Source organism: Duganella sp. CF402, assembly GCF_900109645.1.
In the GTDB taxonomy this organism is placed as follows: domain Bacteria; phylum Pseudomonadota; class Gammaproteobacteria; order Burkholderiales; family Burkholderiaceae_D; genus Rugamonas.
Map to the genome: position 1 here is coordinate 2,088,904 of NZ_FOBG01000001.1, position 22,621 is coordinate 2,111,524.

Annotated in this window: 23 protein-coding genes; 6 read left to right on the plus strand and 17 right to left on the minus strand. The window is 62.2% G+C overall.

Going from position 1 to position 22,621, the window contains the following annotated elements; all coding sequences use genetic code 11:
- Positions 1-181 precede the first annotated feature (181 nt).
- The 8 genes from fabF to BMZ70_RS09345 form a co-directional block, all read right to left on the minus strand.
- Complete coding sequence (gene fabF / locus BMZ70_RS09310) at positions 182-1,429, minus strand: beta-ketoacyl-ACP synthase II (RefSeq protein ID WP_092272783.1); 1,248 nt, start codon at positions 1,427-1,429, stop codon at positions 182-184.
- Positions 1,430-1,459: 30 nt separating this feature from the next.
- Entirely contained in the window at positions 1,460-1,699 is a 240-nt protein-coding gene (gene acpP / locus BMZ70_RS09315) for an acyl carrier protein (RefSeq protein ID WP_055936274.1), read from the minus strand.
- A gap of 143 nt (positions 1,700-1,842) precedes the next feature.
- Positions 1,843-2,589: a 3-oxoacyl-ACP reductase FabG gene (gene fabG, locus BMZ70_RS09320; protein ID WP_092272786.1), complete on the minus strand. Its 747-nt coding sequence runs from the start codon at positions 2,587-2,589 to the stop codon at positions 1,843-1,845.
- Between the two features lie 48 nt (positions 2,590-2,637).
- Positions 2,638-3,573, minus strand: coding sequence for an ACP S-malonyltransferase (gene fabD, locus BMZ70_RS09325; protein WP_092277695.1), 936 nt, complete (start codon positions 3,571-3,573; stop codon positions 2,638-2,640).
- 98 nt (positions 3,574-3,671) lie between these two features.
- Positions 3,672-4,655 carry a beta-ketoacyl-ACP synthase III gene (locus tag BMZ70_RS09330; RefSeq protein ID WP_092272789.1) on the minus strand — a complete coding sequence of 328 codons (984 nt, stop codon included), beginning with the start codon at positions 4,653-4,655 and terminating at the stop codon, positions 3,672-3,674.
- 16 nt (positions 4,656-4,671) lie between these two features.
- Complete coding sequence (gene plsX, locus BMZ70_RS09335; protein ID WP_092272792.1) at positions 4,672-5,733, minus strand: phosphate acyltransferase PlsX; 1,062 nt, start codon at positions 5,731-5,733, stop codon at positions 4,672-4,674.
- 147 nt (positions 5,734-5,880) lie between these two features.
- On the minus strand, positions 5,881-6,063 hold the full coding sequence (gene rpmF / locus BMZ70_RS09340) for a 50S ribosomal protein L32 (RefSeq protein WP_008449924.1): 183 nt from the start codon (positions 6,061-6,063) through the stop codon (positions 5,881-5,883).
- 142 nt (positions 6,064-6,205) lie between these two features.
- Positions 6,206-6,703 carry a YceD family protein gene (locus BMZ70_RS09345; protein ID WP_092272795.1) on the minus strand — a complete coding sequence of 166 codons (498 nt, stop codon included), beginning with the start codon at positions 6,701-6,703 and terminating at the stop codon, positions 6,206-6,208.
- A gap of 125 nt (positions 6,704-6,828) precedes the next feature.
- Between BMZ70_RS09345 and BMZ70_RS09350 the strand changes: the two genes are divergently transcribed.
- Both BMZ70_RS09350 and BMZ70_RS09355 read left to right on the plus strand, forming a co-directional pair.
- On the plus strand, positions 6,829-7,431 hold the full coding sequence (locus BMZ70_RS09350) for a Maf family nucleotide pyrophosphatase (protein ID WP_092272798.1): 603 nt from the start codon (positions 6,829-6,831) through the stop codon (positions 7,429-7,431).
- Between the two features lies 1 nt (position 7,432).
- Positions 7,433-8,158, plus strand: coding sequence for an SAM-dependent methyltransferase (locus BMZ70_RS09355; protein ID WP_092272800.1), 726 nt, complete (start codon positions 7,433-7,435; stop codon positions 8,156-8,158).
- Between the two features lie 110 nt (positions 8,159-8,268).
- On the opposite strand, the gene BMZ70_RS09360 is transcribed toward BMZ70_RS09355, so the two are convergent.
- Both BMZ70_RS09360 and BMZ70_RS09365 read right to left on the minus strand, forming a co-directional pair.
- Positions 8,269-9,537, minus strand: a complete 1,269-nt coding sequence (locus BMZ70_RS09360; protein ID WP_092272803.1) for an EAL and HDOD domain-containing protein — start codon at positions 9,535-9,537, stop codon at positions 8,269-8,271.
- Positions 9,538-9,582: 45 nt separating this feature from the next.
- A complete protein-coding gene (locus tag BMZ70_RS09365; protein ID WP_092272806.1) occupies positions 9,583-10,542 on the minus strand; it encodes a 23S rRNA (adenine(2030)-N(6))-methyltransferase RlmJ in 960 nt (319 codons plus the stop codon).
- Positions 10,543-10,707: 165 nt separating this feature from the next.
- Here BMZ70_RS09365 and BMZ70_RS09370 point away from each other — a divergent pair, with 165 nt between their 5' ends.
- Positions 10,708-10,965, plus strand: coding sequence for a hypothetical protein (locus BMZ70_RS09370; RefSeq protein WP_092277697.1), 258 nt, complete (start codon positions 10,708-10,710; stop codon positions 10,963-10,965).
- A complete protein-coding gene (locus BMZ70_RS09375) occupies positions 10,962-11,198 on the plus strand; it encodes a hypothetical protein (RefSeq protein WP_092272809.1) in 237 nt (78 codons plus the stop codon). Before BMZ70_RS09370 ends, BMZ70_RS09375 begins: the two co-directional genes overlap by 4 nt.
- Before the next feature lie 85 nt (positions 11,199-11,283).
- On the opposite strand, the gene BMZ70_RS09380 is transcribed toward BMZ70_RS09375, so the two are convergent.
- The 3 genes from BMZ70_RS09380 to BMZ70_RS09390 form a co-directional block, all read right to left on the minus strand.
- Entirely contained in the window at positions 11,284-12,360 is a 1,077-nt protein-coding gene (locus tag BMZ70_RS09380) for an isocitrate lyase/phosphoenolpyruvate mutase family protein (protein WP_229205351.1), read from the minus strand.
- A gap of 156 nt (positions 12,361-12,516) precedes the next feature.
- Entirely contained in the window at positions 12,517-13,014 is a 498-nt protein-coding gene (gene rraA, locus BMZ70_RS09385) for a ribonuclease E activity regulator RraA (protein ID WP_092272814.1), read from the minus strand.
- Positions 13,015-13,049: 35 nt separating this feature from the next.
- The gene (locus BMZ70_RS09390) at positions 13,050-14,282 is read right to left on the minus strand and encodes an MFS transporter (protein ID WP_092272817.1); all 1,233 of its coding nucleotides are present in this window, start codon (positions 14,280-14,282) and stop codon (positions 13,050-13,052) included.
- 88 nt (positions 14,283-14,370) lie between these two features.
- Here BMZ70_RS09390 and BMZ70_RS09395 point away from each other — a divergent pair, with 88 nt between their 5' ends.
- A complete protein-coding gene (locus BMZ70_RS09395; RefSeq protein WP_092272820.1) occupies positions 14,371-15,165 on the plus strand; it encodes an AraC family transcriptional regulator in 795 nt (264 codons plus the stop codon).
- A 109-nt stretch (positions 15,166-15,274) separates the two neighbouring features.
- On the plus strand, positions 15,275-16,201 hold the full coding sequence (locus tag BMZ70_RS09400; RefSeq protein WP_092272823.1) for a GGDEF domain-containing protein: 927 nt from the start codon (positions 15,275-15,277) through the stop codon (positions 16,199-16,201).
- 10 nt (positions 16,202-16,211) lie between these two features.
- On the opposite strand, the gene clpB is transcribed toward BMZ70_RS09400, so the two are convergent.
- The 4 genes from clpB to BMZ70_RS09420 form a co-directional block, all read right to left on the minus strand.
- Complete coding sequence (clpB, locus tag BMZ70_RS09405; RefSeq protein ID WP_092272826.1) at positions 16,212-18,809, minus strand: ATP-dependent chaperone ClpB; 2,598 nt, start codon at positions 18,807-18,809, stop codon at positions 16,212-16,214.
- Positions 18,810-18,850: 41 nt separating this feature from the next.
- Entirely contained in the window at positions 18,851-19,309 is a 459-nt protein-coding gene (gene moaE, locus BMZ70_RS09410) for a molybdopterin synthase catalytic subunit MoaE (RefSeq protein WP_092272829.1), read from the minus strand.
- Positions 19,306-21,714 (minus strand): DUF349 domain-containing protein, encoded by a 2,409-nt coding sequence (locus BMZ70_RS09415; RefSeq protein ID WP_092272832.1) that lies wholly within the window; start codon positions 21,712-21,714, stop codon positions 19,306-19,308. Before BMZ70_RS09415 ends, moaE begins: the two co-directional genes overlap by 4 nt.
- Positions 21,715-21,792: 78 nt before the next feature.
- Positions 21,793-22,416: a hemerythrin domain-containing protein gene (locus tag BMZ70_RS09420; RefSeq protein WP_229205352.1), complete on the minus strand. Its 624-nt coding sequence runs from the start codon at positions 22,414-22,416 to the stop codon at positions 21,793-21,795.
- Positions 22,417-22,621 lie beyond the last annotated feature (205 nt).

Here is a 22,621-nt window from a genome sequence, read left to right on the forward strand (position 1 = left end):
TCAGGCGCCAGCGAATGCCGGCGCCGAATTCTCGCTCACCTTGGTTTGGACAAGGTGAGCAGAGAATTGGTTCAAACTTTTTAAGGTTGCGCAAAAATGAGCGCAGCTAGGCGCGGTGGCGAAGACAGTGCGTTAGCACGGCGAGCCGCCGCAACGACGCTGCGGTCTTTTTTGCGCGACCTTAGATCTTACCGAAGACTAAGCTGCCGTTAGTGCCACCAAAGCCGAACGAGTTTTTCACTGCATACTCGATCTTCATATCGCGGGCCACATTGGCGCAGAAGTCCAGGTCGCAGTTCGGATCCTGGTTGAAGATGTTGATGGTCGGCGGCGATTTCTGATGATGCACCGCCAGTACCGTAAACACCGACTCCAGGCCACCTGCGCCGCCCAGCAAGTGGCCGGTCATCGACTTGGTCGAGTTGACCACCAGCTTCTTGGCGTGATCGCCGAAAGTGCGCTTGATGCCCTGCACTTCAGCCACGTCGCCTTGCGGCGTCGAGGTGCCGTGCGCATTCACATACTGCACCTGGTCCGGATTGATACCGGCGTTGGCCAGCGCGGCTTGCGCCGACTTGCTGCCACCGCTGCCATCTTCCAGAGGCGAGGTCATGTGATACGCATCCGCGCTCATGCCGAAGCCAACCACTTCAGCGTAGATCTTGGCGCCGCGCGCCTTGGCGTGTTCGTACTCTTCGAGCACCATCACACCGGCGCCTTCGCCCAGCACGAAACCATCGCGGTCCTGATCCCACGGACGGGATGCAGCAGCCGGATCGTCGTTGCGCGACGACAGCGCCTTGGCCGAGGCGAAACCGCCCAGGCCCAGCGGCGACACGGTCGATTCCGCGCCACCCGCCACCATCACATCCGCATCGCCGTACTCGATCAAGCGAGCGGCGGCGCCGATGCAGTGCAGGCCGGTGGTGCAAGCCGTGACGATCGACAGGTTAGGACCACGCATGCCGTACTTGATCGACAGGTTGCCCGAGATCATATTGATGATCGAGGCTGGCACGAAGAACGGCGAGATACGGCGCGGACCGCGCTTGTCGTAGTCTTCCTTCTGTTCTTCGATCATCGGCAGGCCGCCGATACCGGAACCGACGATCACGCCGATACGGTCGGCGTTGGCTTCGGTGACGGTCAGGCCGGAGTCTTCCACGGCCTGGATGCTGGCCGCCATGCCGTAGTGGATGAAGGTATCCATGTGGCGGGCTTCTTTAGCCGAGATGTAATTCTCGATATTGAAGCCTTTGACTTCGCCGGCAAAGCGGGTGCTGAAAGCTGTTGCGTCAAACTTGGTGATGTTGGCGATACCGGATTTGCCTTCCAGCGCTGCAGCCCAGGTATCGGCAATGTTATTGCCAATCGGGGATACGGCGCCCAGGCCGGTAACGACAACACGACGGTTTTTAGAACCTCTCAAGCGATTCTCCTAAAGTCGATCGGGCAGAAATTACGCCTTGACGTGCGCGGTAGCGTAGTCGATCGCTTGCTGCACGGTGGTGATTTTTTCTGCTTGTTCGTCAGGGATTTCCATTTCGAACTCGTCTTCCAGTGCCATCACCAGCTCAACGGTGTCCAGCGAGTCAGCGCCCAGATCGTCAACGAACGACGATTCGGTTTTGATGTCTGCTTCGGCGACGCCCAGTTGTTCAGCGACGATTTTCTTTACGCGTTGTTCGATATCCGACATGTTATGGCTCCATTTTGTTTGTTACGGAAAGCGCGCATTTTATCAGGTTTGCGCGCTGAAAAACTAATTTCAGCGTCTGCTGCTAAATATGCTGAAATTACTACTAAAAGATTTGAATGGGCTTTATTTTAAGCCCATTCTCATCAGTTCATATACATACCGCCATTCACGTGGAGGGTGGTGCCGGTAATATAAGCGGCTTGCGGCGACGCCAGGAAGGCGACCGCTGCGGCGATATCCTCTGGCTTGCCGAGGCGTGCCAGTGGAATCTGAGTCAGCAAGGCGGCGTGCTGTTCTTCGCCCAGCGCCTTGGTCATGTCGGTGTCGATGAAGCCCGGCGCCACCGAGTTGACCGTGATGTTGCGGCTGCCGATTTCACGCGCCAGCGCGCGGGTCATGCCTTCCACGCCGGCTTTCGCGGCAGCGTAGTTCATCTGGCCCGGGTTGCCCGACGAGGCCACCACCGAAGTGATGTTGATGATACGGCCGGTCTTGGCCTTCATCATGCCGCGCAGGACAGCGCGCGACAGGCGGCCGACCGAGCTCAGGTTGGTAGCGATGACGCTATCCCATTCTTCATCCTTCATGCGCATCGCCAGGTTGTCCTGGGTAATGCCGGCGTTATTGACCAGGATGCCAACAGCGCCAAAGGTCTTGCCGATCTCGTCGATGGTGGCGGCGCACGCTTCGGCGTTGGTCACGTTCAGGACCATGCCCTTGCCCGCTTCGGCGCCGATCTCGGCCAGGTAAGCCGAAATCGCTTCCGCGCCGGCTTCGGTGGTGGCGGTGCCGATCACCTTCGCGCCCTGGCGCGCCAGTTCCTGGGCAATGGCCTTGCCGATGCCGCGCGATGCGCCCGTTACCAGGGCGACTTGATTTGCTAAAGTCATGTAAGTCCTTCTACAGTAAATTCCGAGTGTGCCTGAATGCGCGGGCGATTATTTGAGTTCGCTCAATACGCGTTCCAGCGTGGCTTGATCGTAGATCGCGTCGCCGATCAGGTTGCCGTCGATACGCTTGGTCAGGCCCATCAGGACCTTGCCCGGACCGCACTCGACCAGCTTGGTCACGCCTTCGGCGCCCATCTTCTGCACGGTTTCCACCCAGCGTACCGGCGCGGCGGCCTGGCGCACCAGCGCATCCTTGATCGAGGCCGGGTCGTTCAGCACGGCCACGTCGACGTTGTTGATCAGCTGGATTTGCGGCGCCGAGAAGGTGATGTTTTCCAGGTAGTCGCGCAGGCGGTCCGAGGCTGGCTTCAGCAGCGACGAGTGGAACGGCGCCGATACCGGCAGGCGCATGGCGCGCTTGGCGCCCTTGCCTTTGGCGATTTCGCAGGCGCGTTCAACGGCGGCGGTTTCACCGGCGATCACCACTTGCGCAGGCGCGTTGAAGTTGACGGCCTCGACCACGCCACCAGCGGCGGCGGCTTCGGCACAGGCGGCGCGCACGTCGTCATCCGACAGCCCCAGCACCACGGCCATCGTGCCCTGACCGACCGGCACGGCTTCCTGCATGGCTTGCGCGCGGAAACGCACCAGCGGCACCGCGTCCTTGAAGGCGATCACGCCGGCGGCGACCAGCGCCGAGTATTCACCCAGGCTGTGGCCGGCCACTACCGATGGCACGGCGCCGCCAGCGGCGATCCATGCGCGGTAAGCCGCCACGCCGGCGGTCAGCATCACCGGCTGGGTGTTGGTGGTCAGGTCCAGTTCTTCTTTCGGGCCTTCGGCCATCAGCTTGCCGAGGTCGAACTGCAGCGCGTCCGACGCTTCGGCGATGGTCTGGGCCACTACCGGGTTGCCGGCAAAGCCGTCCATCATCGCAATCGCTTGCGAACCTTGGCCTGGGAATACAAAAGCAAATTTAGTCATGACTTCTTCCATCTCTCTTATTATTGGCTGCAAAGCTAACATCCAAACATGACAGCCTTGCTACCGTTGAGCCCGTTAGAACTCTAATTCTAATTTACTTAAAACTTGGCGAGCACAGCGCCCCAGGTGAAACCACCACCGACGCCTTCCATCATGATGTTCTGGCCCGGCTTGACGCGGCCATCGCGCACAGCGGCGTCCAGCGCCAGCGGGATCGATGCGGCCGAGGTGTTGCCATGCTGGTCGACAGTGACCACCATCTTTTCCATAGGCAGGCCCAGTTTTTTGGCGGTGCCGCTCATGATGCGCAGGTTGGCCTGGTGCGGGATCAGCCAGTCGATCTGTTCGGCTTTCATGCCGGCTTTTTCCAGCGCCTCGTCAGCGACTTTCGCCAGCACCGATACGGCCAGCTTGAATACCGCAGGACCGTCCATGTACAGATAAGCTTCGCCGGCGGTTGCACCTGCGAAGGTATTCGGCATGCACAGGATGTCCGATTGGCTGCCGTCCGCGTGCAATGCGGTCGACAGGATGCCCGGTTCTTGCGATGCAGTCAGCACCACGGCGCCAGCGCCGTCGCCGAACAGCACGCAGGTGGTGCGGTCACTGAAATCGAGAATGCGGGAGAACACTTCCGAACCGATCACCAGCACGTTCTTGTGCACGCCGGCGCGGATGAAGGCATCGGCGGTCGACAGCGCGTACACGAAGCCGCTGCACACGGCCTGCACGTCGACGGCGGCGCCGTTGTTGGTAATGCCCAGCTTTTTCTGCACGATGCAGGCGGTGCTTGGGAAGCTGCCGAAGAAATCCGGCGTCGAGCTGGCAACGATGATCAGGTCGATATCGTTAGGTTGCAGGCCGGCCATTGCCAGCGCATTGTTGGCGGCATTTACCGCCAGGTCCGACGATTTCTGCTCAGGCGCGGCGAAGTGGCGCGCCGCGATGCCGCTGCGGCTGACGATCCATTCGTCCGAGGTCTCAATGCCTTTGGCGGCGAGTTGATCAGCCAGTGCCTGGTTGGTCACCCGCTTTTCCGGCAGGTAGCTGCCGGTGCCGATAATTTTGCTATACAAAGTCATGCCGTTCTACCGTCCACTAAATAGTTGAGCTGGGTACTTCCGGGGTCTCGGTGCTGCGCGGCATCAGTTCGGTGATCAGGGTCGAGATGTGCGGCAACACGTCATTTTTTGCAGCATCATACGCTCGCTTGATCGCCCATTCAAAGGAATATGCGTCGGCGCCGCCGTGGCTCTTGAACACCAGGCCGCGCAAACCCAGCAGGCTGGCACCGTTATAGCGCGATGGCGACAGGCGTTTTTTGATGTTATTCAGGGCGCCGCGACCGATCAGGGCACTCAGGATGGTCAGCGGATTGCGGGTGAATTCGGACTTGACGGTGTCGGCGAAGAAGCGCGCAACGCCCTCCACTGCCTTCAGCGTCACGTTGCCGGTAAAGCCATCGCACACCACCAGGTCGGTAGTGCCCTTGAAGATATCATTGCCTTCGACGTTGCCGTAGAAATTGAGCGCGCCGCGCTCATGGTCGGCCTGCAGCAGCTTGCTGGTGGCCTTGACCACGTCGTTGCCCTTGATGTCCTCGGTGCCCACGTTGAGCAGGCCGATGGTCGGGCGTTCGATGTTTTCCATCGCCGACACCAGCACCGAGCCCATGATGGCGAACTGGTGCAAGTGGTGCGGTTCGCAGTCGACGTTGGCGCCCAGGTCCAGCATATAGGTCGGGCCGCCTTTTTGATTCGGCATGATGGAGCAGATCGCCGGACGGTCGACGCCGCTCATGGTTTTCAGCACGTAGCGGGCCACGGCCATCAGCGCGCCGGTATTGCCGGCCGAGACCGAAGCCTGGGCGACGCCGCCCTTGACCTGCTCGATGGCGACGCGCATGGACGAGTCCTTCTTGCGGCGCAGCGCCACTTCCAGAGGATCGTCCATCGTAACTTGTTCGGAGGCATGCACGACAGAGAGGCGCGGATGCGCGTCGGCATGGTGCTTCTTCAGTTCAGCGCGGATGACGTCTTCGAGACCGACCAGGATCAGTTCGGCATCAGGTTCGCGTTGGACGAAGGAGACAGCTGCGGGAATAGTGACCGACGGGCCGTGATCGCCACCCATGCAGTCGATAGAAATTTTGATTGTCATTGTTATGGCAAGCGGCGGGACCTTGGCTACCGGACTCCGCATGGGAACATGACGGTATGCAAAACTAAATTGCAGCCGATGAAAAAAGAAAAAGCGATGCTACGCAAGTCAGCACCGCCTGTTTCCGGGTCCAGCAAAAGCGATCGATTACTCGTCGTTTTTGGTTTTCAGGACTTTACGACCACGGTAGAAGCCGTTAGGGCTGATGTGGTGACGCAGGTGGGTTTCACCGGTGGTTGGCTCGATGCCCAGTTGTGGAGCAACCAGGAAATCGTGCGAACGGTGCATACCGCGCTTCGATGGGGATTTTTTGTTCTGCTGAACTGCCATGTTAATGACTCCTAATACTTAAGTTCTAAAATTCTAACACAATCGACCGGCATAAAACATGCGAATCGAGCCCTACTACATTGCACTGCTAACTTGCCAAGACTCGATAAACACGCGTTTTGACACGTCTGTTACACACTACTTATTCGGATTTGAGGCTCTTCAGAGCATCGAATGGCGAGATTTTCGCACTTTTCGCCTTGTCCAGCAGGCTGGCATCCGGGCAGACATCGTGACGCGGCGATTGCGGCAAGGCCAGCAATGCTTCGTCTTCCACCAGATACATCAGTTCCATACTGCGACTGCCGACGATCACATCGATCGATTCGTCGTCAATTCGCTCTTCAATTTCGTCTGCGTCCGCATCATCCTTACCCAGCATCAGCACGGTCGACGAATCGAGGTGGTGAGCGTAAGGCTGCAGGCAGCGCTGGCAGACCAGGTGCACATCACCGGAAACCGACAGCGTGATCTGCGGAATATCCAGTTTGTGGGTCGTGCCTACTGCGTTCCAGGTGATTTCGCCGGACTTGTCCGCGCATTCCTTGGCCAGGCGGACCATTTCGGCCACAGGCGTCACGCCTTGCTGGCTGCTGTTGGTCCGACAGAACTCAAAGGTGTCGATCACAAGAGCATTCATTACAGAGTTTCCCCGGAAAACCTGCGATAATAGCAGGGTTTTCGCATTCAAGTCAAAGCCTTAGCGAATTTTTCGCTTTTTCTGCCGCCAGCATTACCGGCGACAGAGCATATAACAGTTCCCTCATGACATCAAGTTTACTCGTACTGGCTTCCAGCTCCGCCTACCGCAAAGAATTACTGTCGCGCCTGCAATTGCCGTTTGAAGTGGCCGTGCCCGACATCGACGAGACCCCGCAGCCGGGCGAGACGCCGAGCGCCACCGCCCTGCGGCTGGCGCGCGAAAAGGCCGCTGCCGTGGCGGCCAAGCTGCCCGGCGCCATCGTGATCGGCTCGGACCAGGTGGCCACGCTCGATGATGAGCAAATCGGCAAGCCTGGCAATCACGCCAATGCGCTGGCGCAATTGCAGAAAATGCGCGGCCGCGAGGTGATCTTCCACACTGCGCTGTGCGTGTGGGATGGGCGCAACACGAATGCAGCCGATGCGGCGCAGGTAGAAAACATCCAGACCGTGGTGAAGTTCCGCGACCTGCCGGACGAGGAACTGGACGCCTACCTGCGCATCGAGCAGCCCTACGATTGCGCCGGCAGCGCCAAGAACGAAGCGCTGGGCATCGCGATCCTGGAGCGCATCGACAGCAGCGACCCGACCGCCCTCACCGGCTTGCCATTAATCGCCCTGACAGGCATGCTGCGCAACCTTGGCGTCACCTTCTTCAAAAAATAATATGACCGGCACTCTCTTTTTAATCCCGAACACCCTGGGCGAGACCGAAGCGCTCGCCAACGTGCTGCCTGAACAGGTACAGCACATCACCTCGCAGCTTGATTACTTCGTGGCGGAAAACGCCAAGACCGCGCGCGCCTTCCTGAAACTGGTGGGCGCGCAGCATCCGCTGTGCAAGCCGATGCAGGAAATCAAAATCGCCGAACTGAACGTGAACACGCCGGCCGCCGCGCTGAACGACCTGCTGGCGCCGCTGCTGGCGGGACAAGATGGCGGACTGGTGTCGGAAGCCGGCGTGCCGGCGGTAGCAGATCCGGGGGCCGACCTGGTGCGGCTGGCGCACCAGCACAACATCCCGGTACGGCCGCTGGTGGGGCCGTCGTCGCTGCTGCTGGCGGTGATGGCGAGCGGCCTGAACGGCCAGAGCTTCGCCTTCAACGGCTACCTGCCGACCGACGCCGCACAGCGCACGGCACGCATTAAAGAGCTGGAGCAGCGCTCGCGCAAGGAAAAGCAGACGCAGCTATTTATCGAAACACCGTACCGCAACGCGGCCATGCTGGAAGCCTTGGTGGCCTCGTGCGCGCCGGGTACGCTGGTGTGCGTGGCGACCGACCTCAGCCTGCCATCCGAAACCATCCGCACCATGACCGCGGCCCAATGGAAGAGCGCGCCCGCGCCGGACTTCCACAAAAAACCGACCGTGTTCCTGCTGCTGGGCCAGTAGCGTCATTCCCGCCACTGGCGGAAATGACTCCCGGCGGAGGCCGGGATCCAAGCTGAGCACGCGTTCCTTGGGCCGCAGCGGCGGACCGCCCGCCTTCGCCGGTGCGACGATCAGATGCCGCGGGTGTACTCGGTCACCCACTCGATAGCGGCCAGCTGGATGCTGTAGAGCTCGGCCGGCTTGAGGTCCAGCTGCTGCAGCATCTGCGCCAGCACCCGCCCGTCACGCCCGCGCTCGATGTGCTCGATCAGGCTCAACATCGCGCCATAGTCGCCGGCACGGTGCAGCAGTGCCGCCCTCACCTCGTCCAGCACGTTCACGCTTTCCAGCACTTCGCGCATGTGGATCGAGAACAGCGTGTCCATCAGCGACATCACGCCCACCGTAAAGCCGATATCGGCACCCACGCGCTGCCCCGGCTTACGGTGCTCGACCATCAATTCCATCGTCTTGCCGCGCGTGGTCGCCAGTTGCAGCAGCGGCGAGGTGAATTCCTGCGAGCCGCCATTCTTCACGTACAGCAGGATCTGCAGCCAGCGCCGCAACTGCCGGCGGCCCAGCACCATCAAGGCATGCCCTACCGAGTTGATGCGCTGGCGCGCGCCCACCGCCGGCGTATTCACCAGCCGCAGCAGGTTCAGCGTGATCAGCGCGTCATGCTTGACGCTGCGCTCGATCTCGGCGCTGCTGGCGTCGCGGTCTAGCAGTTCCAGCACATGCAGCACGCTCATTTGCGAGGGCGAGATCTTCTTGCCGCTCAGGATCACCGGCCGCGCGAAGTAGTAGCCCTGGAAGTATTCAAAGCCCAGCTCCATGCACTCCTGGAACTCCTCGGCGGTTTCCACCTTCTCCGCCAGCAGCTTTTGCTTGGGGTTCTTCAGCACCTTGGCCAGCGCCGGCAAGGTGCCGGGCTGCATGTCCTTGATGTCGACCTTGATCACATCGCACAGCGGCGTGAATTTCTGCACGTCTTCCGACTGCCCGATCACGTCGTCCAGCGCGAACTTAAAGCCCGCCTGCTTGAGCTCGCCGATGCGCGCCAACACTTCCGGCGTGGCTTTTACGGTTTCCAGGATTTCAAGGATGACTTTGTCGTTCGGCAGGAAGCGGATGAAGTCGCTCATCAGCCCCACCGCGTCGACGTTGACGAAGGCCATCTGGTCGCCCACCACCTGCCCCAGTCCCAGCTCGGCGGCATTGGCGATCACGGTGGCGGTGGCTTCGGCGTTGTCGGTGACATGGACGCCAGCCTGGGCGCCGGTGTCGCGGAAGAGAAGTTCATAGGCCACCAGCCGCTGTCCCCGATTGAGGATGGGCTGGCGCGCCAGGAAAAAATTGTCTGCTAACTTAGATGATGCCGGAGGCGAGGCTAACATCATGGGACACTCCCATTGCCAATCTGCTTACCCCCAGCCTATACCCTATTATGCACTCTTGACAATATTTTTCTGCCGAACTGGTGGGCGACGCTCGCCACTGTTGCGTCCAGCCGTCGCTTGGGTGCCGGTTTCCAGCGTAAAGCGGGCGCCGCTGTCCTCGCCCAGCGCTTTCACCAGCCACGGCATGACCTCTTTCAGCATCGGTTCCAGCGTGTATGGCGGGTTCAGGATGAACATGCCGCTGCTGTGCAGGCCGCCGATCCCGTCCGGCATCGGCTTCTTGATGGTCAGCACCACGTTCAGCCAGGTGGCGGCCGGCAGCTGCTTGAGCTTGTCGGCGAACTGGCGCGACTCCATGCGCTGCAGCAGCGGATACCAGACCGCGTAGGTGCCGGTCGGGAAGCGGCCCAGCGCTTCGGCCAGCACGTCCTTGGTCTTTTTGTAGTCCTGCTTGTCCTCGTACGGCGGGTCGATCAGCACCAGCGCGCGGCGCGACGGCGGCGGCAGCAGCGCTTTCAACGCGGCGAAACCGTCGCCACGGGTGACCAGCACGCGCTTGCCGCGCACGGTGGAGCGGATGCCCTGCTGCGCCGCGTGCTCGTCGAGCTTGCGGAAGTTATCGGTGAGCAGCTTGGAATCGGCCGGATGCAGCTCGAACAGGCGCAGACGGTCCTGCTCGCGCGCCACCTTGTCGGCGATGAACGGCGAGCCCGGGTAGTAGCGCATCTTGCCGCTCGGGTTCATGCCGCGGATCAGGTCGACGTATTCCTTGACCGGAGCCGGCATGTCCGTCAGCGCCCACAGCCGCCCGATGCCGGTGTCGTACTCGGCGTTCTTGGACGCGAATGCGCCGTCCAGTTCGTAGACCCCGGCGCCCGAATGGGTGTCGATGTAGCTGTAGGCCACATCTTTCTGGTTGAGGTACTGCAGCAACTGGATGGTCACGAAGTGCTTGAGCACGTCGGCATGGTTACCCGCGTGGAAGGCGTGGCGGTAAGAGAACATAAGCTGGTGATCCTGAATGATTCAATCCGACATTATCCCCCAGAACGCGCGCGCCATCAAAAAAGCCTCGATATCGTTTGCATCAAAGCGTGCTCATTTAGCGTGACTAAGATGGAACTGCCGCGTACGCATCCGCATGCGCGGCTTTCTTTCACGGAGGAGATCATGGCTTTCAACAACGTAGGGCCGCTGACATTCCTGGCCCCTGGTCAAACCGCGTTCTGGAGCTACACCTACGGCGCCGATCACGGCACGCAGTTCGCTTCGGCCGATGTGAAAGCGCCCAACCAGGGTGCGGTCCACATGGCCGACCAGCAGCGCAAGCGCAAGGACAACAACGGCAACGCAACGTACTTCGTCAACATCCATAACCAGGGTGTCGGCGGCTGCTTCCACAATCTGCAAGGCGGAGGTATGTCATGAAGATGACCATCGTAACCGACGTGCACGGCAACGTGCTGGGCGCCGTCCAGGGGCATAGCCTGACGGAGAACAAGAATGGCGTGGAGGCGACCGTGTCGTTCTCGCCCGGCCACGCCACGCACATGATCGAAGTCGACGACGACCTGGCCACGGTCGACGACATCGATGAGTTCCAGCAGCGCCTGCGCCGTCATCTGCAGCAGCATAATCAGCAGCAGCAACTGCAGCCGTAAACGGCAAAGCGGCAGCGATTGTGTCGCTGCCGCTTCTAGTTGAGGCAGTTGTCTCCCGCCCCCGCTATCTCACTCCCTTTTACCGTTACGCCACGCTGAAACCTCGTTCAGCGGCGGCAAATTCTGCTTCCTGCAATTCGACAAAGGCCGGCATCTGGCGGCGCGCATAGCCGTAGGCCAGATTGAACATGCCGTAGTTCAGCGCGTGGTAGCCAGCCAGCGTGATGAACTGGAATTTATAGCCCATCGCGCCCAGTTCGGTCTGGAAGCGGGCGATGGTGGCATCGTCCAGGTTCTGCTTCCAGTTGAACGACGGCGAGCAGTTGTAGGCCAACAGCTTGCCCGGGAAACTGGCGTGCACCGCCTCGGCGAAGCGCTGCGCGAAGGCCAGGTCGGGCTTGGCGGTTTCGCACCAGACCAGATCGGCATGCGGCGCGTAGGCCAGCGCGCGGGCGATGGCTTGTTCCAGGCCGTTGCGTACCTTGTAATAGCCTTCCACCGTGCGTTCGCCGGTGCAGAATGGCTGGTCGTTCTCGTCCACGTCCGAACTCAGCAGGTCGGCCGCCGCCGCGTCGGTGCGCGCGATGAGCAAAGTCGGCACGCCCATCACGTCGGCCGCCATGCGCGCTGCGGTCAGGCGCTCCACCGCTTCGCGGGTCGGCACCAGTACGCTCTTTTTTGACGCCGCCAGCTGGTCGCCGCAGTGCACGCCCGCCACGCCGGCGGCGATCATCTGCTGCATTTGCTCGGCCGGGGCATCGGCCACGATGGGCGCGAAGTAATCGACATTCTGCTTGCACTGTGCCCACTGAGTCTGGTCGGCGCGCTGCAAGGCGCTGTTGATGCGCTGCACCGCCAGCGGCGCCGGTACCGTCTCGCCCGCCACCTGCCAGCCCGGCAGATAAATCGCTTTGAGACCAGCCTTGATTTGCTGCACGGCCTGGACGCCGGTCAGCGCGCCCAGCGCATTGACGAACGGCTCTTCGTTCAGCAAGCGCCACAGCTTGTCGGCGCCGCGCAGCGCCAGCGTGTGTTCAATCCTGAGCGAGCCGCGCAAGCCCACCACCTCGGCCGCAGTGTAAGCACGGGTGACGCCCATCCAGCGCGGATTGGTGTCCCAGTCTTCCTGCAGTTCAGCGATTTGTTGCTCACGCGTTGCCAATGAATTTCTCCTGTTCGATGGAGAAATCATAGAGGGTCTTCTATAAGACAAACAAGCGGAGAAATCCGCCATTAAATCAAACGCTTAAAAACGGATTTCCATGATACGAAACAATGTTTCTCAAAATGAAAGTGCTTTTAAGCGGTGATTTTCACATTACGAAACGAGTTTTTGCTGTGCGATTAAGATGCCGTCGGCATCGGCATACAGCCAGTCGCCGGGATTGACCGCCACGCCGGCGATATGGACCCGCACATTGCGTTCGCCCACGCCCTTCTTGCTGCTTTTTTGCGGATGAGCGGCCAACGCGCGCACGCCGATATCGCAGGCGTTGATTTCATCGGTATCGCGGATGCAGCCATCCACCACGATGCCCGCCCAGCCATTGTCCTGCGCCAGCAGGCCCAGCTGGCCACCAACCAGCGCCCGGCGCAGGCTGCCGCCGCCGTCCACCACCAGTACATTGCCGTCGCCCGGTGTTTCCAGCGTCGAGCGCACCAGCGCGTTGTCCTCGTGCACTTTCAGCGTGACCACGCGGCCGGCAAAGCGCACGCGCTGGCCGTAGTGCTTGAAAACCGGCGGCAGCACGGCCAGGCGGCCGTCATCCAGCAGGTTGGCGTGGTCGTCGCATAAATCGGTGGTGGCAAAGCTCATCGCGGTCCTCTTGCATAGTTAAAATAATTTCAATTCTATGCGGTTTTCGGGATGGCGGCCATGCGGCTGTTATTGCCCACGCCCAGCGCGGTCAGGATCACCAAGGCCTGGAACAGGCCGATGACGACGAACACCCCCGCTGGATGATGCGCGTCCATCACCAGGCCGAACAGCATGGCGCCCACGGCCAGCCCGCTGTCCAGTCCCGAGTACACCACGCCAAACACGCGGCCGGTGGCGTTGGCCGGGGCGGCGCTGCGGATCATCAAATCGCGCGACGGGCCGGAAACGCCGGTCACCAGGCCGATCAGGCCCATCAGCACAACTGCCATCCAGGCCGGCACCGCCGCCGCTGCGAGCACCAGCGCCAGCACCGCCGCCGTGCCGAACGCGATCATGATGATGCGGTCGTGGTTGCGGCTGCCCGCACCGAGGAAGCCGCCGTACACCATGCCGGCCGCCGAGGCGAACATGAAGCAGGTGTAGGCCGAGGTGGCGGTCGCCAGCGACATGCCGTACAGGCTCACCAGACTGGTCGCGGCGAAGGTCTGGATACCGGCCAGCGCCACGGCGGAAATGAAGAAGAAAGCAAAGCACATCCACACCACCTTCAGCTTGAGGAAGCTGAAGGCGCTGGCGTCACCGGCCACGCTCGCCGCAGCAGCGCTGCCCACCGGAATCGCCGCCGGTTCAGGCCGCAGCGCATGGCGGTTCCAGACCAGCAGCGCCAGCACCACCAGCGGCAGCGCGGCGGCGCTCAGCAGCGCGGTGCGCCAGTCGGTGCGGCCGGCCACGAAAGTCAGGAACAGCGGCGACAGCGCCCAGCCGATATTGCCGCTGATGCCATGCACCGAGAAACCATGCGCCAGCCGCGCCTTGGACACGCGCTGGTTGAGCAAGGTGTAGTCGGCCGGGTGGAATACGCAGTTGCCGCAACCGGCGATGAATGCCCCCAGCATCAACTGCGCGTAGCTATGCGCGCTCGACAGCATCATCGCCGACACGCCCAGCAGCGCAATCCCGCTGCACAGCACGGCGCGCGCGCCCAGCCGGTCGACCACGAAACCAGCCATCGCCTGTCCCACGCCGGAGACCACGAAAAAGATCGTCATCAGCAAGCCCAGCTGCGAGTAGCTGAGGCCGAATTCCGGCTTCAGCCACGGAATCAGCGCCGCCAGGATCACGTGATAAAAATGCGAAGTACCATGCGCCAGCCCGACCAGCGTAATCACGCGGGCATCCTGGCGCAGCAAAGTGTTGTCGTTCATGCTGCTCTCTCCTGTTATTTCCACAAGTTTAAGCAATTTGCCGCCGTCTGATTTAAGATAGCAAGACAACTTCTATCGCGTTTCCGCCATGACCATTCCCATCGTCAACCATACCCGCTTCGACCGGGAGTGGGAGGCCCCCACCGCCGCACAGCCGATCATGATGGCCGGCCGCGACCTGCGCGCCAGCGCCGTGATGCAGCCGCACCACCACGCCTGGGGCCAGCTCACCTACGCCGTGCACGGCGTGATGCGGGTGGAAGCCAACAACAGCAGCTGGATCGTGCCGCCGCAGCGCGCGGTATGGATTCCACCGGGCGTGGTCCACGGCACCACCGTACTGGAAGACACCCACCTGCGGCCGATGCGCGTGTATGCCGGCCGCGCGCCTTTCCCCGGCAACAGCTGCAAGGTGCTGGAACTATCCAGCCTGCTGCGCGAATTGCTGGCGGCGCTGGAAGCGCTCGACCGCCAGGGCGAGCCGCCCTCCTCGCCACGCGAACACCTGCTGATGGAAATGATCCTCGATGAAATCCCGCGCTGCGCCGAACATGCGCTGCGCGTGCCCCTGCCGAGCGACAAGCGCCTGAAAACCCTGTGCGACGCCCTGATCGCCGATCCCGGCGCCGAGGTCACGCTGGCCGGCTGGGCCAGCCAGGTCGGCGCTTCCGAGCGCACCCTGGCGCGCCTGTTCGAGCGCGAGCTGGACATGAGTTTCAGCCACTGGCGCCAGCAGGTGCGGCTGGCGCACGCGGCGCCGCTGATCGCCGGCGGCATGCCGCTGTCACAGGTAGCGGCGCAGCTCGGCTACGCCAGCCAGTCGGCCTTTTCCGCCATGTTCCGCAAGACCTTCGGCTGCTCGCCGTCCAGCTTCTTTAAATAATAACAACCATGCTGGAAGGTCAAGTTTTCAATTTTTGTGCCGATAACGTTTGCTTGGAGAAAAGTACGGTACATTAGTGGAAACTCATCAATTAGAAACTCGATATCGAATGGCGGACCTGTCCCTCTTCTCGAACGAACAAATCGCAGCGCTGTTGTCTGCGCTGCCGGACCCCGCATTCATCCTGACGCGCAGCGGCCGCTACGCCGCCATCTTCGGCGGCACCGACAGCCGCTACTACCACGACGGCAGCAGCCTGGTCGGCAAGTACATCGCCGATGTGCTGAACGACGAAAAAACCGCCTGGTTCCTGGCCCAGATCAATATCGCGCTGGCCTCGCGCGGCTTGCACGTGGCCGAGTACCCGCTGGGCGCGGAAGACGTCAAGGGCGTGGGCGGCGCCGGACCGATCGAGCCGATCTGGTTTGAAGGCCGGGTGCAGCCACTGGGCTACCAGGTACTGGGCGAAGACGCAGTGCTGTGGGTGGCGAGCAATATCACCGCCAGCAAGAAACTGGAAGCGCTGCTGCGCATGCAGAGCGAGACCGACGCCCTGACCGGCCTCGCCAACCGCCGCAAGCTGATGAACGGGCTGACCGAGCATTTTGAACTGTTTGCGCGCTACAAGACGCCGACCTCGGTGCTGATTTTCGATATCGACCACTTCAAGGGCATCAACGACCAGTACGGCCATCTGGCTGGCGACAAGGCCATCAGCACCACCGCCGAGGTGTGCCGGCACGAGCTGCGCGCAGCCGACTTCCCGGCCCGCCTGGGCGGCGATGAATTCGTGGTGCTGATGCCGCACACCGCCAGCGCGCATGCGATGACGATTTCAGAACGACTGCGGATCAAGATTGCGGAAGGCTTGCAGGCGCTGGGCGCGCTCGGCAGCGGCGCCACCATCAGCGGCGGCCTGAGCGAGATGACGGCGGGCGACACCTCGTATGAAGATGTGCTGAAACGGGCGGATGACGCGTTGTACCGCGCAAAGCGCGACGGTCGCAACCGCATCATCCGCCACGAGGCGAGTTAAGGCCTGGCGCTTAGCGGAAGGCCAGCTCGCCGCTGGCCACGTCCACGTGGATGGTGTCCTTCGGCCCGAACTTCCCTTGCAGGATCAGCTTGGACAGCGGATTTTCGATCTGCTGCTGGATCGCGCGCTTCAACGGCCGCGCGCCATACACCGGATCGTAGCCCGCTTCGGCGATCTTGTGCAGGGCATCCTCGCTCACCTCGAGGCCGATTTCCAGCTTGGCCAGGCGCTGCTGCAAGGTCACCAGCTGGATGCGGGCAATCGCGCCGATGTTCTTCTCATCCAGCCCGTGGAATACCACGATCTCGTCGATCCGGTTGATGAACTCCGGACGGAAGTGCGAGCGCACCTCGGCCATCACTGCCAGCTTGACCACGCCCGGATCCGAGTCCTCCATCGACTGGATCTTATGCGACCCGAGGTTCGAGGTCATGATGATGACGGTGTTCTTGAAGTCCACCGTGCGGCCCTGCCCGTCCGTCATGCGGCCGTCGTCCAGCGCCTGCAGCAGCACGTTGAACACGTCCGGGTGCGCCTTCTCCACCTCATCGAGCAGGATCACGCTGTACGGCTTGCGGCGCACGGCTTCGGTCAGGTAGCCGCCCTCGTCGTAGCCGACGTAGCCGGGCGGCGCGCCGATCAGGCGGGCCACCGAGTGCTTCTCCATGAACTCGCTCATGTCGATGCGGATCAGCGATTCTTCCGTATCGAACAGGAAGCCGGCCAGCGCCTTGGTCAGCTCGGTCTTGCCGACGCCGGTCGGTCCCAGGAACAGGAACGAGCCGTACGGACGGTTCGGATCGGCCAGACCGGCGCGCGAACGGCGGATAGCGTCGGCCACGGCGCTGATCGCCTCGTCCTGACCCACCACGCGCTCGTGCAGCTTGTCCTCGATGTGCAGCAGCTTCTCACGCTCACCCTGCATCATGCGCGACACAGGAATACCGGTCGCGCGCGACACCACCTCGGCGATTTCCTCGGAGCCGACTTCGGTACGCAGCAGGCGCTGCTTCGGCGGCGTATCCTTTTCCAGCGACACGCCCTTGGCCGACGCGGCTTCCGCCAGCTTGAGTTCGGCCTCCAGCTGCGGCAGGCGGCCGTACTGCAGTTCCGACACGCGCTGCCAGTTGCTCTCGCGCGTGGCCTGCTCCATCTGCTGCTTGATCTGCTCGATCTCTTCCTTGATGTGGGTACTGCCCTGCACCACGGCCTTCTCGGCCTTGAGGATTTCCTCGAAGTCGTTCAGCTCGCGCGTCAGGCGCTCGATTTCCTCGTCGATCAGCTCCAGGCGCTTGCGCGAACCCTCGTCCTTTTCCTTCTTGACGGCTTCCTTCTCGATCTTCAGCTGGATCAGGCGGCGTTCCAGCTTATCCATCACCTCCGGCTTGGAGTCGATTTCGATCTTGATCTTGGCCGCCGCCTCATCGATCAGGTCGATAGCCTTGTCGGGCAGGAAGCGGTCGGTGATATAGCGGTGCGACAGCTCGGCCGCAGCGATAATCGCGGCGTCCGAAATGGCCACCTTGTGGTGCAGCTCGTACTTGTCCTGCAAGCCGCGCAGGATGGCGATGGTGGCTTCCACGGTCGGCTCGTCGACCAAGATTTTCTGGAAGCGGCGCTCCAACGCGGCATCCTTTTCGATGTACTTGCGGTACTCGTCCAGCGTGGTCGCGCCGACGCAATGCAGCTCGCCACGCGCCAAGGCCGGCTTCAGCATATTGCCCGCGTCCATCGCACCATCGGCCTTGCCGGCGCCGACCATCGTGTGCATCTCGTCGATGAAGACGATGGTCTGGCCTTCGTCCATCGCCAGCTCTTTCAGCACGGATTTCAGACGCTCTTCAAATTCGCCACGATATTTGGCGCCGGCGATCAGGGCGGCCATGTCCAGCGCCAGCACGCGCTTGCCTTTGAGCGAATCCGGCACCTCGTTGTTGACGATGCGCTGCGCCAGCCCTTCGACGATGGCGGTCTTGCCGACGCCCGGTTCGCCGATCAGCACCGGATTGTTCTTGGAGCGGCGCTGCAGCACCTGGATGGCGCGACGGATTTCATCGTCGCGGCCGATCACCGGGTCCAGCTTGCCCAGGCGGGCGCGCTCGGTCAGGTCGAGGGTGTATTTTTTCAGGGCTTCGCGCTGGCCTTCAGCCTCTTGCGAGTCCACTTTGGCGCCGCCGCGTACGGTGTCGATGGCGGCTTCCAGCGATTTGCGGGTCAGCCCGGCTTCGCGCGCCAGCTTGCCGGCCTCCGACTTGTCGTCGGTCAGGGCCAGCAGCACCATTTCGCTGGAAATGAACTGGTCGACGCGCTTTTGCGCTTCCTTGTCGGCCATGTTGAGCACGCCCACCAGCTCGCGGCTGGCTTGCACATTGCCATCGGTGCCGGAGACTTTCGGCAGGCGTTCCAGCGCGGCGGTCAGCGCCTTGGTCAGGCCGCCGACATTGACGCCGGCGCGCTGCAACAGCGAGCGCGCGCTGCCGTCGTCCTGATTCAGCAGCGCCGTCAGCAGGTGCACCGGCTCGATGTACTGGTTGTCATTGCCCACGGCCAGACTCTGCGAGTCCGACAGGGCTTCCTGGAGTTTGGTGGTGAGTTTGTCCTGACGCATGGTGTTGCTCCGATAGATTTAACTTATCACTTACATAGGAGCTACTTCCATTTATTCAAGGCCGCGTCGTCGCTAACGCGGGCGTCGACCCAGCGCGCGCCCTCGGGCGTCTGCTCCTTCTTCCAGAACGGCGCTTCGGTCTTGAGATAATCGATAATAAATTCACAAGCCGCGAATGCCTCGCCCCGGTGTGCCGCAGTCACGGCCACCAGCACGATCTGGTCGAGCGGCTTGAGCGGGCCGACGCGGTGGATTACCAGCGCACCCATGATGGGCCAGCGCTGCCTGGCCTGATCGATAATGTCGCTGATCGATTGCTCGGTCATGCCGGGGTAATGCTCGAGCTCCATTGCCGATACCGTGGCGCCTTCGTTGAGGTCGCGTACCGTGCCGACGAAAGTCACCACGCCGCCAACCTTGGGATGGCCTGCGCGCAGCTGGGCTACTTCCGCAGACAGGTCGAAGTCTTCGGCCTGGATCCGGACTTCATTCAAGCTCATGCACGCTCCGAGGCGCCAATCCGGCGGAACAACTGCTCGATGCGGCTGGCCGTACGGGCATCGGCCAATGCCGGCATGGCGCACAGCTGCAGGTAGGCCGCCGACGCCGATTGCGGCTTCTGGCCCGACTTCAGCGACGATTGCAGCACTTCCACCTGCATCTTCAGGCGGTCGCGCGCGAACTCGGCGCCGCTGTCGACGCCGGCCACGATTTCAAGGCGCAGCACTTCATCCAGCAGCCTGGCGCGGTTGCGTTCCAGCTCGGCAGCGTAGGCGCTGCGCTTGCCATCGGTGGCGGCCAGCGCGGCCTGGAAGCGGCTGTGCAGCGCGCGTTCGTAGTCGTTGCCCAGCGATGGCAGCGCCGACCACTTGGCCTGCCAGCCGGCGGTATCGATCGCATCGCCGCTGCCGATCGCGCTTTCCAGCGACTGGCACAGGCGCAGCTTGTCGCGCAGCGCATTGGCTTGGGCCGCGCCGGCGCGCTTCTTGATGGCGTCGGCCTGGGCCTGCACCTTGCCGACGGCGTTGTGATAGCGCTGGTTGATGCGTGGCTCGGCGGCGCGCGGCACGGTGCCGGTGGCGTTCCAGGCCGCAGCGGCGTCCTTCAGCGCCTTGGCGATGGCGGCCAGCTGGACCTTGTCCTCGCCGCTGAAGGTCGCTTCCTCCAGTTCCTTGCAGATCGCTTCGCGCGCGTGCAGATGGGCTTTGCGTTCGTGATCGGCGGCGTGGGCGCTTTCCTTGCGCTTGCTGAAGATGGCGTCGCAGGCGGCGCGGAAACGCTGCCACAACGCTTGCTCGATCTTGCGTTCCAGCGGCAGCGCCTTGGCTTGCTCCTGCCAGCGCTCCTGCAGGCGGCGCAGCTTGTCCAGCGTGTGACGGTCGGACGGGTCCAGCGCTTCAGCTTCCACAATCAGCTGCTCACGCTTGGCGGCTTCGACCTTGCGCTGTTCCGACAGCGGGGCCAGCATGTGGGCCAGCACCTTGTCGAAGGTTTGGTCGAGCTTGCGTTTTTCCTTGCGGTCGATGGTGCCGAGGCGGGTCCACATCTGGCGCAGGCGCTGGCCGGCGGCGGCCACGTTTTTCAGGTCGGCGCCACCGGCGGCGACCGATTCGGCCAACGCCTGGGTTTCGGCGATCAGGGCCTGGGCCTTGGCGGCGTTGGCGTGGCGTTCGTCGGCCAGGTGCTTGAAGTGGGCCGCGGCCGGCGCGTAGGCGGCGGTGCAGGCGGCGTCAAAACGTTCCCACAGCGATTTTGGCGCGTGGCCGGAGACGGCGTCCAGCTGCTTCCAGCGGTCGCGCATGCTGCCGACTTTTTTGGCCAGTTCGCTCATCGCCAGTTTCTGCGCCGGCAGTTCTTCCACCGCCTTGACCAGTTCCTCGCGCGAGACGTTGCCGCCCCAGCGCGCCCAGTCGCCCAGACGTTTGAGTTCGGCACGGACGTGGTTCAGGTGTTCGGTTTGCGCGTGGCTGAGGCGGGTTTTGTGGTCGCGCAGCCATTTGTCATGCTCGGCGGCTTCATGCAGCTGACCGTGCTCCAAAGCGGCTTCCAGCGCTTCCATCGTTTCGAGGAACTTCTTGTCGACCTCTTTCGGCTGCGGCTTCGGTTGTTTGCGTGACGCTTCCTGGCGCGGCGCGGCTTCTGGCGCGGCGGCGGGAGTTTCCGCGACCGGCTCAGGCACAGGCGCGGCTTTCGGCGGCGTCGCCAACGCGGCGCGTGTTTGTTCGATGGCTTGCGCGAAATCGCTCAGCAGGTGGCGCGGCAGCGCATTGTGCTCAGGCGCTTCCTGGAAGACGCTTTGCTGCGCAGCGTGGCGCTCCAGCGCCTGCTGCGCCTCTTCCACCAGCAGACCGGCCTGCGGCAGCTTGCGCACCGCAGCCATCGCGTCAATGATGGTGCGCTGCAAATTCACCTGCGCTTCCAGCCGCGCCGCCAGCGTCGCGCGCGCCGAAACGTACGCGTCCTTCAGAGATGGCACCTCAGCCACCACCAGCCACTGGCGATCCAGTTCCGCCACCTGGTTCGGCGTCAGCTTTTCATCCTGCAACAGACGTTGCGCCAGATCCAGACACGCCTGTGCTTTTTGTTGCTCGGCCTGCTGGTAGCGGATCGCATCCAGGCGGCCCTGCATCAGCTTGGCGACGCGGCGGTCGGTGTTGCGCACCGCTTGCAGCACCTGTTCCAGCGCCGCCGGCGTGTGCACGTGCTCGGCCGCCGCCTGGCGCACGCCGGCAAATTCACTTTCCAGAATCAGGGCGACGGCCGCCGCCTCGTTGCCATTCAGAGCGGCGGCGCGCTGCGCCTGCTCGTCGCGGCGGCCGGCGGCCGCGTCCTGTTCCGGCGCCGCCGCCGGGGAGGACGGAATGGCCGAAGTTTCAGTGGCACGCTTAAAGAGGAATTCAAACATGGTGCGCTATGGTGATGGCTAAAACCACCATCATAGCAAAGCAGAAGGCTTTTGCCCTGCAAGTGCGCTACTGGGTGGTTATTTCATAATGACATCGTCGCGCGGCGACTGTCGCGCGGACCGGGGTACGGGCGGCACCGGCGTCTCATCCAGCTTGACGATGGGCAGCACTTGCAGGCCAGGAATCGAAATCTGGCCGTCATCCACTTCTCCGCCCGGCAGCGCGCGGCGGCGCGCCGTGACCTGCGCCGCTTCGGCCGGCGGCAGGCCCGAGCGTTTCATTTCATCCAGATGCTTGTCGTGCATCATCAGCTGGTTGGCGATCGAGAACCAGGTTTCGCCGGCAATCGAATTGCGCGCCAGCGCAAACAATTCGTGCTCCTCTTTTTCCAGCCGCTTGAGCAAGGACGCGCAGAAGGTATCAATGCTGTCGCACACTTCGCTCACTTGCTCGTCGCGCACATCGGCCAGCGCGCCCAGCTTGTCTTGCAGCAGGCGGATCGAAGTCAGCGCTGCCTGATTCAAACGGTTGAGTTCGTCCAGCAGTTGGTCGGCGCGCTCGTTGGCGTCGCGCAATGCCGGGATCAGGTACATCTCGGTCTTGCGCCAATGGCAGGCCTGATACAGGGTGTTGAGGTTTTCGCACGCGTACTCCAGCTGCGACAGGGTCATGCGGTTCTGCTGCATGAGCGTGCTGCGCATATACTTCTGGAACGATAGCAAACTCATGCGAACGCTGGCCTGTTCGACAGACAGTGCTACCAGAGTATATGTGGCGGTTAACATTCTTCTGACTCCCAAGGCTTGTATGGTGGAAGTAAAAGTGTAAATTTTCCCGACAGTGTGCGCTTTGACGTAGCACAAACCCGCCCACGCGTCGTTATCCCCAAATATATATCAAGCTTTG

What these genes read in the sequence shown, in the direction of transcription:
- acpP (WP_055936274.1), bottom strand. Translation starts at nt 1,699, where the DNA reads ATGTCGGATATCGAACAACGCGTAAAGAAAATCGTCGCTGAACAACTG.
- fabG (WP_092272786.1), bottom strand. Translation starts at nt 2,589, where the DNA reads ATGACTTTAGCAAATCAAGTCGCCCTGGTAACGGGCGCATCGCGCGGC.
- fabD (WP_092277695.1), bottom strand. Translation starts at nt 3,573, where the DNA reads ATGACTAAATTTGCTTTTGTATTCCCAGGCCAAGGTTCGCAAGCGATT.
- BMZ70_RS09330 (WP_092272789.1), bottom strand. Translation starts at nt 4,655, where the DNA reads ATGACTTTGTATAGCAAAATTATCGGCACCGGCAGCTACCTGCCGGAA.
- plsX (WP_092272792.1), bottom strand. Translation starts at nt 5,733, where the DNA reads ATGACAATCAAAATTTCTATCGACTGCATGGGTGGCGATCACGGCCCG.
- rpmF (WP_008449924.1), bottom strand. Translation starts at nt 6,063, where the DNA reads ATGGCAGTTCAGCAGAACAAAAAATCCCCATCGAAGCGCGGTATGCAC.
- BMZ70_RS09345 (WP_092272795.1), bottom strand. Translation starts at nt 6,703, where the DNA reads ATGAATGCTCTTGTGATCGACACCTTTGAGTTCTGTCGGACCAACAGC.
- BMZ70_RS09350 (WP_092272798.1), top strand. Translation starts at nt 6,829, where the DNA reads ATGACATCAAGTTTACTCGTACTGGCTTCCAGCTCCGCCTACCGCAAA.
- BMZ70_RS09355 (WP_092272800.1), top strand. Translation starts at nt 7,433, where the DNA reads ATGACCGGCACTCTCTTTTTAATCCCGAACACCCTGGGCGAGACCGAA.
- BMZ70_RS09360 (WP_092272803.1), bottom strand. Translation starts at nt 9,537, where the DNA reads ATGATGTTAGCCTCGCCTCCGGCATCATCTAAGTTAGCAGACAATTTT.
- BMZ70_RS09365 (WP_092272806.1), bottom strand. Translation starts at nt 10,542, where the DNA reads ATGTTCTCTTACCGCCACGCCTTCCACGCGGGTAACCATGCCGACGTG.
- BMZ70_RS09370 (WP_092277697.1), top strand. Translation starts at nt 10,708, where the DNA reads ATGGCTTTCAACAACGTAGGGCCGCTGACATTCCTGGCCCCTGGTCAA.
- BMZ70_RS09375 (WP_092272809.1), top strand. Translation starts at nt 10,962, where the DNA reads ATGAAGATGACCATCGTAACCGACGTGCACGGCAACGTGCTGGGCGCC.
- rraA (WP_092272814.1), bottom strand. Translation starts at nt 13,014, where the DNA reads ATGAGCTTTGCCACCACCGATTTATGCGACGACCACGCCAACCTGCTG.
- BMZ70_RS09390 (WP_092272817.1), bottom strand. Translation starts at nt 14,282, where the DNA reads ATGAACGACAACACTTTGCTGCGCCAGGATGCCCGCGTGATTACGCTG.
- BMZ70_RS09395 (WP_092272820.1), top strand. Translation starts at nt 14,371, where the DNA reads ATGACCATTCCCATCGTCAACCATACCCGCTTCGACCGGGAGTGGGAG.
- BMZ70_RS09400 (WP_092272823.1), top strand. Translation starts at nt 15,275, where the DNA reads ATGGCGGACCTGTCCCTCTTCTCGAACGAACAAATCGCAGCGCTGTTG.
- clpB (WP_092272826.1), bottom strand. Translation starts at nt 18,809, where the DNA reads ATGCGTCAGGACAAACTCACCACCAAACTCCAGGAAGCCCTGTCGGAC.
- moaE (WP_092272829.1), bottom strand. Translation starts at nt 19,309, where the DNA reads ATGAGCTTGAATGAAGTCCGGATCCAGGCCGAAGACTTCGACCTGTCT.
- BMZ70_RS09415 (WP_092272832.1), bottom strand. Translation starts at nt 21,714, where the DNA reads ATGTTTGAATTCCTCTTTAAGCGTGCCACTGAAACTTCGGCCATTCCG.
- BMZ70_RS09420 (WP_229205352.1), bottom strand. Translation starts at nt 22,416, where the DNA reads ATGCGCAGCACGCTCATGCAGCAGAACCGCATGACCCTGTCGCAGCTG.